We start from the raw sequence: 15094 nt of genomic DNA, 5'->3' as shown, positions 1-15094 counted from the left end.
CAGGGCGGTCTTGCATTCAGGCGGCGGAGAGGACCAAGACATGCCGGGGCAACACCCGCACAGAGCGGGACGGGCCGTTTCCGGCGGCCACGACGATTCGGGGATCGCTGGCCCTGCCTCGCAAGGCGGGAGCCTTTCATGGCGCGCTCGCGCCGGAGTTTTCCTTGCCACCTCTGCATTGGCCGGCCCCTTGCTCGGTGCGGTCGCGCATGCCGAAGCCGTGGGCGTCGCCGCCGCCGGCTTGTCGATCAGCGCTGTGGAAGTCATGCAGCTTGCCGTGTTTGTCGGCGTGACGGGCGCAGCGCTTCTGTCGGCCATCGTCCTCATCCGCGAGCGGGCCCGCACCTCGGCGGAAAATGTCGAACTCAGGAGCCGCATCGCCGACATCAACGCGGCTCTGCGCCGCTCTGAAGCGCTGCTCAATCTGCGCGACCAGCGTGTGGTCGTCTGGGCCTCCGAAAACAAGAAACCCGAACTCATCGGTACATTGCCGGTCGAAAGCGGCGCTCCCGACGAGCGTGCCGCCTTCCTCGCTTTCGGTCGCTGGCTGATGCCGCGCTCGGCGGCGGCGCTCGAGCACGCCGTCGCGGGGTTGCGCGAAAAGGCGAGACCCTTCGACCTCGTCATCGAATCGCAGGCCGGCGCACCGCTTGAAGTGCATGGCCGCAAGAGCGCGGCGCATGTGATCGTGCGTTTCGTTTCGCTTTCGGAGACGCAGCGCAGCCAGGCCAGGTTGAAGATCGAAAACCAGCGCCTCGTCGCTGACCACGAGACGATGATTGGCCTGTTCGACGCGCTGAAGATGCCGGCATGGCTGCGCACCGAGGACGGGCGGTTGAAGTGGGTCAACCGGGCCTATGCCGACGCGGTCGAAGCCGACAATGCGGAGACGGCCGTTCGCGAGGCGAAGGAGTTTCTCGGTGGCCAGGCACGCGATGCGATCGCCGCCCAGCACAAGTCGCATCCGGTCTTCGAGCAGACGCTTTCCACCGTGATCGAAGGCGACCGCCGCGTGTTCGCGGTGACCGACTTCGCCGGCCCGGACGGTTCGGCCGGCCTTGCCTGCGACACCAGCGCCATCGAGGCCGTTCGCGGCGAATACGAGCGGACCGTCAGGAGCCACGCCGACACGCTCGATCAGCTCAACACCGCGGTCGCCATTTTCGACACCGACGAGAAGCTGCGGTTCTTCAACCAGGCTTTCCAGAAGCTATGGGGTCTCGACAGCGGCTTCCTGCACAGCGCCCCCGACAATGCGCTGTTGCTCGACCGTTTGCGCAGCGAGGGCAAGATCGCCGAGCAGCCGGAATGGCGCCGCTGGAAGGAAGGCCTGCTTGGCGCCTATCGCGCCGTCGAATCACAGGAACATTGGTGGCACCTGCCGGACGGCAAGACCATCCGCGTCGTCGCCAACCCGCAGCCCAAGGGCGGCGTGACCTGGGTCTTCGAGAATCTGACCGAGAAGATGGACCTCGAAAGCCGCTATCAGACCGCGGTGCGGGTCCAGGGCGAGACGCTCGACAATCTTGCCGAAGGCGTGGCGGTGTTCGGCCCCGATGGCAGGCTTCGACTGTCGAACCCTGCCTTTGCGACACTCTGGGGACTGGGCGCGGAGGCCGCCAAGCCCAATGTCCACGTATCCACCATCCGCGACCTTTGCGACCGGCAGGCGATCGACAGCCCCTGGCCCGGCTTCGTTGCCGCCATCACCGGTTTCGACGACGAGCGCCGCGACCGCCACGGCCAGACTGAACTCAACAATGGCAATGTGCTGAGCTACGCCATGATCCCGTTGCCCAACGGGCAAGTGATGATGACGTTCGTCGACGTCACCGACAGCGTCAACGTCGAACGGGCGCTGAAGGACAAGAACGAGGCGCTGGAGAAATCCGATCAGCTCAAAAACGAATTCGTCCAGCACGTCTCCTATGAACTGCGCTCGCCGCTGACCAACATCATCGGCTTCACCGAACTGCTTTCGCTGCCGGCGACCGGCCCGTTGACGCAGAAGCAGCGCGAATATGTCGAGCATGTCAGCTCGTCCTCCTCGGTCCTGCTGACCATCGTCAACGACATCCTCGACCTGGCGACGGTAGATGCCGGCATCATGCAGCTCGACATTTCCGAGGTGCATGTCGACCGCACCATCGCCGCCGCGGCGGAACTGGTGGCCGACCGCCTGGAGGAGCATTCGATCAGGCTCGAGGTCGACGCCGCCGCGGCGCCGAAGACGTTCCATGGCGACGAAATCCGGGTCCGCCAGATCCTCTACAATCTGCTCAGCAACGCCGCCAACTACGCGCCGGAAGCCAGCACCATCAGGCTCGCTTGCCGCCAGCTGACGGACGGCGTGGAATTCTCGGTCCATGACGACGGGCCCGGCATGCCGCCGGACCTGCTCGATTCGGTATTCCGCCGTTTTGAGCCGCGCACCAACGGCGGCCGCCGGCGCGGCGCCGGTCTCGGCCTGTCGATCGTCAAGAGCTTTGTCGAGCTGCATGGCGGCAACGTGCGCATCGAAACCGGCACGGACAAGGGCACCACCGTCATCTGCACCTTTCCCGACATGCCCGGCATCCGCGCCGCGGCCGAGTAGCGCACTCGATGACGGGATTGGTGCTGGAGCGTTTACTCGCGGACGAGACACAGACAGCGCTGCTGGGCGAGGATCTGGCGCTGGCGCTGCGCGCCGGTGACGTGCTGGCGCTCAAGGGTGATCTCGGCGCCGGCAAGTCGACGCTGGCGCGGGCATTGATCAGGGCCTTGGCCGACGATGCCGGCCTCGACGTTCCGAGCCCGACCTTCACGCTGGTGCAGAGCTACGACACGCGCATCCCGGTCCATCACTTCGATCTCTACCGCCTGTCCTCGGCGGCCGAAATCGACGAGCTGGGTTTCGAGGAAGCCCTGGCGCAAGGTGCCGCCCTGGTCGAATGGCCGGAACGGGCGGAGTCCTATCTGCCGAAAACCTCGGTGCTGATCGAACTCGTCCAGGAAGGCGAGGGCCGGCTGGCGCGACTGTCGGGGCAAGGTCCTGCCTTCGACCGCGCGGCGCGCTCACTGGCCATGCGCGACTTTCTCGGGAGCGCCGGCTGGGGGGAAGCGCGGCGCCGCCATTTCATCGGCGATGCGTCGGCCCGCTCCTATGAGATCGTTTCGCTTGCCGGCCAGGAGCCGCGCGTGCTGATGAACTCGCCGCGGCTGGTGCTCGGCCCGCCGGTGCGCGACGGCAAGCCCTATGCCGTGATCGCGCACACCGCCCAGTCGGTCTCCGCCTTCGTCGCCATCGACCGGGCATTGAAGGCTGGCGGCGTCAGCGTTCCGGAGATCCATGCCGAAGACCAGGATCAGGGGTTCCTTCTGCTCGAACATCTTGGCTCCGAAGGATTCCTCGGCGAGGACGGCCAACCGGTATCCGAGCGTTACGCGGCGGCCGCGGAGCTGCTCGCCATGATGCATGGCAGGACATGGCCGCAACGCATGGAAACGGGGCAGGGCGGCTTCCACGACGTGCCGCCTTTCGACCGCGACGCCATGATGATCGAAGCCGATCTGCTGGTCGACTGGTACGTGCCCGCGATATCGGGCAGCCCGGCAAGCGAAAGCCTGCGCGCCGGCTACGCCAAAGAGTGGAATGCGCTTCTCGACCGGCTGGACGGCCGCGAATACACGCTTATGTTGCGCGATTTCCATTCGCCCAACATCATCTGGCGCGGCGATCGAGCCAGCCATGATCGGCTGGGCATCGTCGATTTCCAGGATGCGCTGATCGGCCCGTCAGCCTATGACGTTGCCTCGCTCGCCATGGACGCGCGCGTCACCATATCGCCGGAAATCGAGAAGCAGACGCTCGACGCCTATGTCGCGGCGCGCCATGCCGCCGGCGCTTTCGATGAGGCAAGCTTCCTGGAATCCTATGCAATCATGGCGGCGCAGCGCAATTCGAAGATCCTCGGCATTTTCGTCCGCCTCGAAAAGCGCGACGGCAAACCCTATTATCTGAAGCACCTGCCGCGCATCCGCGACTATCTGCGGCGCGCGCTGTCCCATCCTGCATTGGCCAGCCTGCGGGATTTCTACAACGCCAATGGTTTGCTCGAGGAGCGAACGCTGTGACAGCAGGACCGGACACTGCCATTGTGCCCAAAACAGCAATCGTGCTTGCCGCCGGGCTTGGCAAGCGCATGCGGCCGATCACCGACACCATCCCCAAGCCGTTGGTCCGGATCGCTGGCAAGACATTGCTCGACTGGGGCCTCGACAGCCTGGCCGCCGCCGGTGTCGGCAAGGCCGTGGTCAACGTCCACTATTTTCCCGAACAGATCGTTGCCCACGTCGCCACGCGCCGCGCGCCACGGATCATCATTTCCGATGAGAGCGAAAGGCTGCTCGATTCCGCCGGCGGCATTGTCAAGGCGCTGCCGGACCTGGGCGACCACCCCTTCTACATCCTCAATGCCGATACTTTCTGGATCGACGATGGCCCTCTCAATCTCGGCCGCCTCGCCCTTGCATGGGACGCGGCGAAAATGGATATTCTGCTGATGCTGGCGGATCTCCATCAGGCGACCGGACACTGCGGCGGCACCGATTTCCTGGTGGCGCCGGATGGCGCCTTGCGCCGGTCAAAGGGCGATCCGGCGGGCCTGATCTATGCCGGGGCTGCAATCATTCATCCGCGCCTGTTCGCGAATGCGCCTGTGGGGCCGCATTCGCTCAACGCCTATTTCGATTCGGCCATTGCCGCCGGCCGGCTGTTCGGCATGCGGATGCATGGCCATTGGATCACCGTCGGCACCCCCGATGCCATTCCGCTCGCGGAAGCAGCGGTCGCCGGCGCCCTAGCCGAGTTGCAATGAGCGGCTCAAGCCGCGTTTTCTCGATTCCCTCCGGAGCGCCGTTTCTGCCGACGCTTGCCGAGGCGCTGCTTGCCGGCCGCCTGGTTCCGGGGTTTCGCTTTGACGGCGACCCGCTCGCCCTGGCCGATGTCACCATCTACGTGCCGACGCGCCGTGCCGCGCGTGCCTTGCGGGGTGTTTTCGTCGACAGCTTGCGAGCACGCGGCGGCGGCGGCTCGGCGATCCTGCCGGTGATCCGTCCGCTCGGCGAGTTCGACGAGGATGAGGCCGCCTTCGAGACAGAGGCATCGGCGGCAATCGATCTCGCGCCGCCGATCGGGGCCACCGAACGCCTGCTGCTGCTGGCGCCGCTGGTGCGCGCCTGGAAACGTCGGCTGCCGGCGCATGTCGCGGCCCTGTTCGCCGAGGAGATCGTCATCCCGGCCTCCACCGCCGACGCGATCTGGCTGGCGCGCGATCTCGCGGGGCTGATGGACGAGATCGAGACGGAAGGCACGGACTGGGCAAAGCTCACCGATCTGGTCACCGGCAACCTTGCCGGATGGTGGCAGGTGACGCTCGAATTCCTCGGCATCGTCACCGACGCCTGGCCGAAATTCCTCGAGGAGAGCGATCGCTCCAATCCGGCCGCGCATCGCAGCGCGCTGATCCGTACCGAGGCCGCGCGGCTGCAGCGCAATCCGCCTGCCGGACCAGTCATTGCCGCAGGATCAACCGGTTCGATTCCCGCCACGGCCGAGCTGCTTGCCGTGATCGCCCGCTTGCCCGGCGGTGCCATCGTGCTGCCCGGTCTCGACCGGACGCTGGACGAAGCGTCCTTCCAGGCGATTGCGGCACCCGGCGCGCGTCCGGCCGTGCTCGGCCACCCGCAATATGGCCTGGCCAGGCTGATCGGCAAGATCGGCGTGCTGCGCGGCGATGTCGAGCAGATCGGCGTGGCCGAGCCGTCGCTTGCGCTTCGCGCCGCCCTTGTCGGCGAAGCGTTGCGGCCGGCCGAGACCACCGAACTCTGGGCCGAGACACGCGCTGGTTTCTCAGCCGACGACATCGCCGGTGCCTTCGCCGACGTGACGCTGCTCGAGGCGGCCAGCGAACGCGACGAGGCCGTCGCCATCGCTGTCGCGCTCAAGCAGGCGGTTGAGCAGCCGGGCCAGAGGGCGGCGCTTGTCACCGGTGACCGCGCCCTGGCGCGTCGCGTTTCGGTCGAGCTTTTGCGCTTCGGCGTCGTCGCCGACGATTCCGGTGGCACGCCGCTCGCCAACACCCCGGCGGCCAGCCTGCTCAGGCTGGCGCTCGAAGCGGTGTTCCGGCCAGGCGATCCGGTTGGCCTTTTATCGCTGCTCAAGCATCCGCTGCTTGGCCTCGGCCTGCAACGCGCTGATGTGCGCCACGCGGCCGAACTGGTCGAACTGGTGGCGCTGCGCGGTGGTACCGGCCGCCCCGACATCACTTCCCTGTCCGACCTCTTCGAGGCTCGTCTCACCGGCCTGGGCAGCGACAGCCGGCCGCCCTTCTGGTTTTCCCGCCTGACCGTGCGCTCCATTGAAGGCGCGCGGAATGTGCTCGAGTGTCTCAAACAAGCACTGGCGCCTTTCGCGGCTTTTCGCGGCCAGGCGGACGCGGACCTTGCCGCGCTGGTCAAGGCCAGCGTCGTGGCGCTCGAAAATCTCGGCCGCGCCGAAGATGGCGGCCTTCGCCAACTCTATGCCGGTGACGCCGGCGAAAAGCTCGCCGAATTGTTGCGCGGCCTGGTCGCGTCGTCCGCTTCGCTGTCGTTCGCGGCGAGCGAATGGCCTGACGTGATGGAAGCGCTGATCGCGCCTGAAACGGTCAAGCCGGCGCAAGGCACCGACAGGAACATCGCCATCTGGGGCGCGCTGGAAGCCCGGTTGCAGGATGTCGACACGCTGGTCATCGGCGGGCTCAACGAAGGTGTGTGGCCGCGCAAGCCGGAGAGCGACCGCTTCATGTCGCGGCTGATGAAGACGGGCATCGATCTCGAACCGCCCGAACGGCGTATCGGCTTGGCCGCGCATGATTTCCAGATGGCCATGGGCGCCAGGAAAGTGGTGCTGGCTCACTCGGCGCGTGCCGGAGACGCACCCGCCGTGCCATCGCGCTGGTTGCAGCGCCTCCTCACTTTCATCGGCACCGACCAGGCGGCGGAACTGCGCCGGCGCGGCGACGAACTGCTCGCCTGGGCACGCACGCTCGATACCGGCCCCAGGCAGGATTTCGCGCCACGGCCGCAGCCGAAGCCGCCATTGTCAGTGCGCCCAAGCTATTTCTCGGTCACCGAGATCGAGACGCTGCGCCGTGACCCCTATGCCGTCTACGCAAGAAGGATCCTCGGCCTGATGCCGCTCGATCCGGTCATCCGCGATCCGGGTGCCGCCGAGCGCGGCACGCTGTTTCACGCCATTCTGCATCTCTTCTCGGCGCAGGTGGCCGATCCGCGCACGCCGGATGCCCTCGCCGGGCTTATATCAGCGGGTCGCGCCTGTTTTGCCGAAGCCGCCCTTCCGGCCGATGTCGAGGCCGTATGGTGGCCGCGCTTCGAAAAACTCGCCGCCAACATCGTCGAATGGGAGCGTACGCGCGCCGACGCGGTAATACGGCGGCATGCCGAGGAGCGTGCTGGAAAGACCGTCGTCGGCCAGTCCGGCGTGACGCTGTCCGGTTATGCCGATCGCGTCGACCTGCTGGCCGGCGGCATGGCCGACATATTGGACTACAAGACGGGTTCCTCGCCGTCCAAGGCGCAGGCGCACACGCTGCTCGCCCCGCAACTGGCGCTGGAGGGCGCGCTGCTCAGGCGCGGCGCCTTCAAGGATCTGGGCGCGCGCGAACCGTCGCAACTGGCGTTCGTGCGGCTGAAGCCGAATGGCGAGGTGTTCGAGGAATCGATCCTCGAACACAACCGCCAGCCGCGAACCGCGACCGATCTCGCCGAGGAGGCCTGGGCGCGGCTGGAAAAGCTGTTGATCCACTATGCCGACCCGGCGACCGGCTATCTGTCGCGCGCGCTGCCGTTTCGCGAAGGCGAGACCGATGGCGACTACGACCATCTTGCCCGCGTGCTCGAATGGTCGGCGGGCGGCGATGCCGGCGACGAGGGAGGGGAGGCATGAAGAGGGCCTATCCCATCCCGAGCGACACGGCTTCCAGCCAGGCCCGCGCCGCCGACCCCGGGAATTCCGCCTGGGTGTCGGCCAATGCCGGATCCGGCAAGACCCATGTGCTGGCCCAGCGCGTCATCCGGCTGCTGCTGCGCGGCACCGATCCGTCGAAGATATTGTGCCTGACCTACACGCGCGCGGCCGCCGCCAACATGTCGAACCGGGTGTTTTCGACACTGTCGGAGTGGACAACGCTCGCTGACGCGGATCTGGCGGCAAGGGTCGAGGCGCTGGAAGGCCTCCGGCCCGATGCTGAAACCATGCGCCGTGCCCGCCGCCTGTTCGCCGAGGCGCTGGAAACGCCGGGCGGGCTGAAGATCCAGACCATCCACGCCTTCTGCGAATCTGTGCTCCACCAGTTCCCGCTGGAAGCCAACATCCCTGCCCATTTTGAAATGCTTGACAGCCAGATGGAGGCATCGCTGTTTGCCGCCGCGCGCCGCGAGATGATCTCGGCCGCCGGCGATAGGAATCTGGCAGAGGCCTTTGCCACCATTCTCGATCGTGGCGGTGAAGCTGGTCTCGATGCCTTGCTGGGCGAGATCGTGCGCAAGCGTGACGGTTTGCGCAATTTCATTGACGCCGTCGGGCGCGACGGCTCGCATTTCCAGGCGCTGTTCGACGAGTTCCATTTCCGCCCCGGCCAGACGGCCGAAGGCATAGCGGCATCGGTCTGGCCGTTGCCGGGTTTCCTGCCGGATTATTTTGCCGGCTTCGCCCAGGCCGCCGATTCCACCGACGCCAGATCGGTGTTGAACAACATCCTGCCTTATGCGCGTCAGGCTTTCGCCGAGGGCGATCCCGTTCGCCGTCTGCAACTGCTTGCGAGAGCCTTCCTCAAGGCCGATGGCGACTCCTACGATCCGGCAAAGGCTTTCAAGAAAGCCCTGGTCGACCGGTTGCCGGATCTGGCCGAGCGCTATCTCTCGGCGGCCAGTGCCATCGTCGAAACCGTCGACCGGCTGGCGCTGTTCCGGATGCTGGAAGGCACGCGCGCCGCGCTGATCATCTCCGACTGGCTGATCGCCCGCTACGAAGTGCTGAAGCGCAGCCGCGGCTTTCTCGACTTCAACGACCTTATCACCCGCACGGTCAACCTGCTGGCACGGCCCGATGCCGGCCCCTGGGTGCAATACAAGCTCGACCAGGGCATCGACCACATCCTGCTCGACGAGGCGCAGGACACCAGCCCGGATCAATGGGAGGTGGTGAAGCGGCTGGCGGAGGAGTTCTTTGCCGGCTTCGGTGCCCGCGACAGGATCCATCGCACCGTCTTTGCCGTCGGCGACGAAAAGCAGTCGATCTATTCCTTTCAGGGCGCGGCGCCCGACTCCTTCGCCGATAGCCGTTTGTTGTTCGCGGGGCGGGTGCGCGACGCCGAGGCATCCTTCGCCGACCTCAAGCTGACCTGGTCGTTCCGCTCGACCGATGACGTTCTTGCCGCGGTCGACCGCGTCTTTGCCGATCCCCTCGTGCGGCGCGGCATCAGCCACGATCCCGATCCGCTGAACCACAAGGCGATCCGCACCGACGCGCCCGGCTATGTCGAGGTCTGGCCGTCGCTCGGTGCTGACGTCGTCGACGAGCCCGACGACTGGACCCAGGCCATCGACCATGCCCATGCCCCGGCGGTGCGCGTTGCCGAGAATGTCGCGGCCACCATTGCCGGCTGGATTGGCGCCGGCGAGGTCATCGAAGGCCGTGGCAAGCGGCTGCGGCCGGGCGACGTGCTGGTGCTGGTGCGCAAGCGCGATCGTTTCGTCCATGCGCTGACCCGTGCGCTCAAGCGCCGCGACATTCCGGTCGCCGGCGCCGACCGGCTGAGCCTGCCCGGCCATATCGCGGTCAAGGATCTGATCGCGCTCGGCCATCTCCTCATCCAGCCGCAGGATGATCTGTCGCTCGCCGCCGTGCTGCGCAGCCCGATCTTCGACTTGCCGGAGGAGACGCTGTTCACACTCGCCGCGCAGAGGGCGCCCGGCCTGTCGCTGGCCGCGTCGCTGCGCCAGCATGCCGAAGAAAACGAGCACCTGGCGAAGATTGTCGCGCAACTCGACGTCTGGGCTGACGAGGCCGCCTTCAAGCCGGTGTTCGAATTCTATGCCGGCCTGCTGGCACGCGATGGCGTGCGCAGGAGGATGATCGCGCGGCTCGGGCCCGAAGCCGGCGATATTCTCGACGAGTTCCTGAGCTTCTGCCTTGCCGAGGAGCGAACCGGCCTGCCGGGGCTGGAAGCGTTTCTCTCGACGCTGGAGAACGCCGGCCCCGAGATCAAGCGCGAGATGGACCAGACCCGCGACGAGGTTCGGGTCATGACCGTGCACGCCGCCAAGGGCCTGGAGGCACCGGTGGTGTTCCTGGTCGATGGCGGCTCCGCCCCGTTCAGCGACCAGCATCTGCCGCGCCTGATGCCTTTCGATGGTTCGGGAACATATTGGGACGGCAAGGGCTATCTCTGGCGCTCGGCCAGCGATGTCGCCAATGGCTTTTCGAAAGCGGCGGCAGTCCGTGCGCGAGAACTCGCCGACGACGAATACCGCCGCCTGCTCTATGTCGGCATGACCCGCGCCGAGGACCGGCTGATCGTCTGCGGCTATCATGGCAAGCGGGCGCCGAACACCGGCACCTGGCATTCGATCGTCAGCCGCGCCCTGATCGGCGCGCCGGAAAGCGAACAGCGCCCGCATCCCGCCGGTGGCGAGCCCGTGCATCGTTTCCATGTGACCAAGCTGCCGCCCGTCGCGGCAAGCTCGAGCGAGCAGGCACGGCGGACGCACGTTTTCGGGCCGTTGCCGGCAAGCCTGTTCCGGCCCTTGCCACCTTTCGAGGACTTGCCGCGTCCGCTGTCGCCATCGGGCGCCTCGGCGCTGATCGACGAAGGCAAGGAAGCCGTGGTCGACAAGGCTTCGCCGGTGCTGGACGCCGATGCCGAGCCCGGCTTTGCCGTGATGCGGGGGCTCGCCCTGCACAAATTGCTGCAGATGTTGCCCGGCATTGCCGAGCACGAGCGCCAGGGCGCGTCGGAACGCTATCTCGCGCGAACGGGTGCGGACTGGACTCAATCCGAGCGTGAAAAAGCCTTGGTGTCGGTCACCGCCATTCTTGCCGACCCCCGCTTCGGCCCACTGTTCGCGCCGTCGTCGCGTGCCGAGGTCGCCATCATGGGCAGCTTCGAGGTAAAGGGCAAAAAGCGCTCGATTTCCGGCAAGATCGACCGGTTGGCGGTGACATCGGACACAGTGTCGATCGTCGACTACAAGACCAACCGGCCGGCGCCCGACTCTCTGGCCGAGGTTCCGCCGGCTTATGTCCTCCAGCTCGCGCTTTATCGCGCCCTGTTGCAGCCGCTCTATCCCGGGCGCGTGATCCGGGCGGCCTTGCTGTTCACCGAGGCGCCGCGGCTGATCGAATTGCCGACCGGCGCCATGGATGCCGCTCTTGCTCGACTCACGGGAGCGTGACACAACACCTGCTTGAAGAAGGGCGCGATCACCACCACATTTGGTGCGACAAAAAATTCTCGAAAGGATTTCCGCATGACCACCGTCAAGGTCGACAAGAGCAATTTCCAGGCCGATGTGCTTAACGCCAATGTACCGGTCGTGGTCGATTTCTGGGCGGAATGGTGCGGTCCCTGCAAGATGATCGCGCCAGCGCTGGAAGACATCGCCACCGAACTTGGTGCCAAGGTGAAGATCGCCAAGCTGAACATCGACGAGAATCCCGAGCTCGCCGCGCAGTTCGGCGTTCGCTCGATTCCGACGCTGATGATTTTCAAGGGCGGCGAAATGGCCGATATGAAGGTAGGTGCCGCGCCGAAGACCGCCCTGTCCCACTGGATCAACGGCAACCTCTGAGCCCCAACATCCCGATTGAAAAAAGCCCGCCTCGCGCGGGCTTTTTGTTGGCGCCATCGCTGCGCCGCTCTGGCCCTCGCGTGCGGGCACTCCATGTCGTCTGCTTGAGGCAGACAGGAGAACCCCATGACCGGATCCGCCAAGGCCACCGTCTTCATCGACAATGAGCGCGTCATCGTCACCGAATACCGCTTCGCGCCCGGCGACAACACCGGCTGGCACCGCCACGGCCACGACTATGTCGTCGTGCCGCTGATGGACGGCAAGGTGAAGCTTTTGACCAAGGACGGCGAATCCTTTGCCGAAATGAAGAAGGGCGCCCCCTATTTCCGCAAGGAGGGCGTCGAACACGATGTCATCAACGCCAATGAAGGCGAATACGCCTTCATCGAGATCGAGCTGAAGTAACGCACCAAGGCCACGTCAGGGCCGGCGGGCGCGATCACCAATCGGCGATACGATCGCCGCCGACGAACTGCGCACTTTTTTCGGTATACTCGAACAGCTCTATCTTCACGTCGTTGGGGTCGCGAAGCCAGGCCTGGCAGGTATCGTCGCAGGCGAGCTTCCTCGGGGTGACGTCTATTCCCTTCGACCTGATGTGGGCGATCGCCGCGTCGATGTCTTCCACCTCGAGGCAGAGATGGTTGATCTGGTTAAGGTCGCTGTAGCGGGCTCCGTTCTTCTGGAACACCTCGATGTGGCTGCGACCGCCGCAATTGAGGTAGAATCCGAAAATCTTGCCGTCGCGCAGGAAATTGAATTGGGTGTCCATGCCGAGGACGTCGCGATAGAAGCTTCGCGTCACGTCGAGGTCATCCGCGAAGATGCAAACGTGAGCGAGCTGCTTTACCTTGATCATGTCGGCGGCGTGCCGTTTTCAGCCAGCACCGCCCCAGCCAGATAGAGCGAACCGCCGATCAGGATGCGGGGCGGCGGACCGTCCCAGGTGTCGCGCAGCAGCATCAGTGCGTTGGCGACGGAACTCACCGGTTCGGCCGTCAGTCCGGCTTCCGTGGCGCGGACCGCCAGTTCGTCGTTCGGCACGCCGGCGTCGCTCGCGCTCACCGGCACCGTGTAGACATGCCGGGCCAGCCCCTTGAAGGCGCGGAAATAGCCGCTCTGGTCCTTGGTGTTGATCATGCCCGAGATGAGGAAAAGCGGACGCGGGTTCTTTTCTTCCTGCTCGGCCAGCGCTTCGGCGACGACCACGCCGGCGCCCGGATTGTGGCCGCCGTCGAGCCAGATGTCGGCGCCCTTCGGCGCCAGTTCGGCCAGCCGGCCCTGCACCAGCTTCTGCATGCGGCCGGGCCAGGCGACATTGATCATTGCCTTCTCGGCGGCGCGATGGCTGATCTCGAAGCCGGCCGCCTTCACCGCCGCGATCGCCGCGGCGGCATTGGCGAACTGGTGGCGCCCGGGCAGCCTGGGCGGCGGCAGGTCCATCAAGCCGTCTTCATCCTGGTAGACCATGCGGCCGTTTTCCTCGAAGGCGAGGAAATCCTGGCCGTAGACGAAGGTCGGACACTCAAGCCGCTCGGCGGTTTCGATCAGCACCTGCAGCGCTGTTTCGCTTTCCTGCGCGCCGATGACCACCGGGCAGCCGCGCTTGATGATGCCGGCCTTTTCGGCGGCGATCAGTTCGACACGGTCGCCGAGATAGGCCTCGTGGTCGAGCGACACCGGCATGATCACCGATACTGCTGGTTCCTTGATGACATTGGTGGCGTCGAAGCGGCCGCCGAGCCCGACCTCGATAATGGCGGCATCGGCCTGATGCTCGGAAAACAACAGGAAGGTGACGGCGGTGAGAATCTCGAAGACGGTGATCGTCTCGCCCTCATTGGCCCTGGCGACGCGGGCGATGGCATCGGCGAAGACCTTGTCGTCGACCAGCCTGCCGCCGCCGTCGGCGGCCAGCCGGTAGCGCTCGTGCCAGTTCACCAGATGCGGCGAGGTGTGGACATGGACGCGGTAGTCAGCCGCTTCGAGCAGTGCGCGCGAAAACGCCGCGCAAGAGCCCTTGCCGTTGGTGCCGGCGACGTGGATCACCGGCGGCAGCCGGTCCTGCGGATTGCCGAGCCGTTCCAGCAGCCGCGTAATGCGGTCGAGCGAAAGGTCGAAACCCTTCGGGTGAAGCGCCATCAGGGCTTCGATTTCGCGGTCTGCGGCAAGCGTCGTCATATGGGAATCCTAGCGCATGACCCCGAAAATCGGAATCGCGGTTCGCGGCGAAGAATGTCGCGTCAGGCCTGTGGTCGTGCCTCCGCCGGAATTGTTGCCGGCGGCAGGATTTCCGGCTCCAGCGGCTTTTGCTCTTCCGGCAGCTTGAGCAGCATCTTCAGCAAGCGTGCGATCGTTTCGCGCAGCTCCAGCCGCGACACGACCATGTCGACCATGCCGTGCTCCATTAGATACTCGGCGCGCTGGAAGCCGTCCGGGAGCTTTTCCCGGATGGTCTGTTCGATGACGCGCGGTCCCGCGAAACCGATCAGTGCGCCGGGTTCGGCGATGTGCACGTCGCCCAGCATGGCGTAGGAAGCGGTGACGCCGCCGGTGGTCGGGTTGGTCAGCACGACGATGTAGGGAAGACCGGCTTCCTTCAGCCGGTCGACGCCGACCGTGGTGCGCGGCAACTGCATCAGCGACAGGATGCCTTCCTGCATGCGCGCGCCGCCGGAGGCGGCGAACAGGATCAGCGGCCGCTTGCGCTGCAGGGCCACTTCGAAACCATGAACGATGGCGTCACCGGCGGCCATGCCGAGCGAGCCGCCCATGAAGGCGAAATCCTGCACCGTCACCACCACCGGCAGACCCTCGACGGTCCCCAGCGCGTTGATGATGGCGTCTTCCAGGCCGGTCTTGGCCTTGGCGTCCTTCAGCCGGTCGACATAGCGCTTCTCGTCGCGGAATTTCAGCGGATCCTGCATGACCCTGGGATTGTCCAGGGTCTCGTATTTGCCGCCGTCGAAGAAGAATTTCAGCCGCTCCTTGGCCGAGATCTTCATGTGATGGCCAGAGGACGGAATGACGAACTGGTTGGACTCCAGATCCTTGTGGAACACCATTTCGCCGGTCTCCGGATCCTTGATCCAGAGATTCTCCGGCATGTCGGTGCGCCGGCCGAGCATCGAATTGATCTTCGGGCGAACGTAATTGGTGATCCAGTTCATCGCTTCGGCTCCTGTCCTGACGAAGA

Annotated in this window: 10 protein-coding genes; 7 read left to right on the top strand and 3 right to left on the bottom strand. The window is 65.6% G+C overall.

Going from position 1 to position 15094, the window contains the following annotated elements; genetic code table 11:
• Positions 1-40 precede the first annotated feature (40 nt).
• The 7 genes from OOJ09_RS05375 to OOJ09_RS05345 all read left to right on the top strand — a co-directional run bounded on the left by OOJ09_RS05375 (position 41) and on the right by OOJ09_RS05345 (position 12303).
• Complete coding sequence (locus OOJ09_RS05375; RefSeq protein WP_269904202.1) at positions 41-2596, top strand: sensor histidine kinase; 2556 nt, start codon at positions 41-43, stop codon at positions 2594-2596.
• A gap of 8 nt (positions 2597-2604) precedes the next feature.
• Positions 2605-4116 (top strand): tRNA (adenosine(37)-N6)-threonylcarbamoyltransferase complex ATPase subunit type 1 TsaE, encoded by a 1512-nt coding sequence (gene tsaE, locus OOJ09_RS05370; RefSeq protein ID WP_269904201.1) that lies wholly within the window; start codon positions 2605-2607, stop codon positions 4114-4116.
• Between the two features lie 23 nt (positions 4117-4139).
• The gene (locus OOJ09_RS05365) at positions 4140-4859 is read left to right on the top strand and encodes a nucleotidyltransferase family protein (protein WP_269904200.1); all 720 of its coding nucleotides are present in this window, start codon (positions 4140-4142) and stop codon (positions 4857-4859) included.
• On the top strand, positions 4856-7990 hold the full coding sequence (addB, locus tag OOJ09_RS05360; RefSeq protein WP_269904199.1) for a double-strand break repair protein AddB: 3135 nt from the start codon (positions 4856-4858) through the stop codon (positions 7988-7990). Before OOJ09_RS05365 ends, addB begins: the two co-directional genes overlap by 4 nt.
• Positions 7987-11499, top strand: a complete 3513-nt coding sequence (gene addA / locus OOJ09_RS05355; RefSeq protein WP_269904198.1) for a double-strand break repair helicase AddA — start codon at positions 7987-7989, stop codon at positions 11497-11499. Before addB ends, addA begins: the two co-directional genes overlap by 4 nt.
• A gap of 75 nt (positions 11500-11574) precedes the next feature.
• The gene (gene trxA, locus OOJ09_RS05350) at positions 11575-11895 is read left to right on the top strand and encodes a thioredoxin (protein ID WP_256752557.1); all 321 of its coding nucleotides are present in this window, start codon (positions 11575-11577) and stop codon (positions 11893-11895) included.
• A 126-nt stretch (positions 11896-12021) separates the two neighbouring features.
• Complete coding sequence (locus OOJ09_RS05345; RefSeq protein ID WP_095083181.1) at positions 12022-12303, top strand: cupin domain-containing protein; 282 nt, start codon at positions 12022-12024, stop codon at positions 12301-12303.
• Between the two features lie 34 nt (positions 12304-12337).
• Here the strand turns inward: OOJ09_RS05345 and OOJ09_RS05340 are convergent, their stop codons facing one another.
• The 3 genes from OOJ09_RS05340 to accD all read right to left on the bottom strand — a co-directional run bounded on the left by OOJ09_RS05340 (position 12338) and on the right by accD (position 15068).
• On the bottom strand, positions 12338-12757 hold the full coding sequence (locus tag OOJ09_RS05340) for a VOC family protein (protein WP_269904197.1): 420 nt from the start codon (positions 12755-12757) through the stop codon (positions 12338-12340).
• On the bottom strand, positions 12754-14079 hold the full coding sequence (locus OOJ09_RS05335; RefSeq protein WP_269904196.1) for a bifunctional folylpolyglutamate synthase/dihydrofolate synthase: 1326 nt from the start codon (positions 14077-14079) through the stop codon (positions 12754-12756). The genes OOJ09_RS05340 and OOJ09_RS05335 overlap by 4 nt, the downstream gene beginning before the upstream one ends.
• Before the next feature lie 62 nt (positions 14080-14141).
• The gene (accD, locus tag OOJ09_RS05330; RefSeq protein ID WP_269904195.1) at positions 14142-15068 is read right to left on the bottom strand and encodes an acetyl-CoA carboxylase, carboxyltransferase subunit beta; all 927 of its coding nucleotides are present in this window, start codon (positions 15066-15068) and stop codon (positions 14142-14144) included.
• Between the last annotated feature and the right edge of the window lie 26 nt (positions 15069-15094).

It is taken from the genome of Mesorhizobium qingshengii, assembly GCF_027563465.1.
Classification (GTDB): domain Bacteria; phylum Pseudomonadota; class Alphaproteobacteria; order Rhizobiales; family Rhizobiaceae; genus Mesorhizobium; species Mesorhizobium qingshengii_A.
This window is presented reverse-complemented; position numbering and strand designations above follow the sequence as displayed.

Coding starts and splice junctions, on each gene's coding strand:
- OOJ09_RS05375 (WP_269904202.1), top strand. CDS start 41: ATGCCGGGGCAACACCCGCACAGAGCGGGACGGGCCGTTTCCGGCGGC.
- tsaE (WP_269904201.1), top strand. CDS start 2,605: ATGACGGGATTGGTGCTGGAGCGTTTACTCGCGGACGAGACACAGACA.
- addB (WP_269904199.1), top strand. CDS start 4,856: ATGAGCGGCTCAAGCCGCGTTTTCTCGATTCCCTCCGGAGCGCCGTTT.
- addA (WP_269904198.1), top strand. CDS start 7,987: ATGAAGAGGGCCTATCCCATCCCGAGCGACACGGCTTCCAGCCAGGCC.
- trxA (WP_256752557.1), top strand. CDS start 11,575: ATGACCACCGTCAAGGTCGACAAGAGCAATTTCCAGGCCGATGTGCTT.
- OOJ09_RS05345 (WP_095083181.1), top strand. CDS start 12,022: ATGACCGGATCCGCCAAGGCCACCGTCTTCATCGACAATGAGCGCGTC.
- OOJ09_RS05340 (WP_269904197.1), bottom strand. CDS start 12,757: ATGATCAAGGTAAAGCAGCTCGCTCACGTTTGCATCTTCGCGGATGAC.
- OOJ09_RS05335 (WP_269904196.1), bottom strand. CDS start 14,079: ATGACGACGCTTGCCGCAGACCGCGAAATCGAAGCCCTGATGGCGCTT.
- accD (WP_269904195.1), bottom strand. CDS start 15,068: ATGAACTGGATCACCAATTACGTTCGCCCGAAGATCAATTCGATGCTC.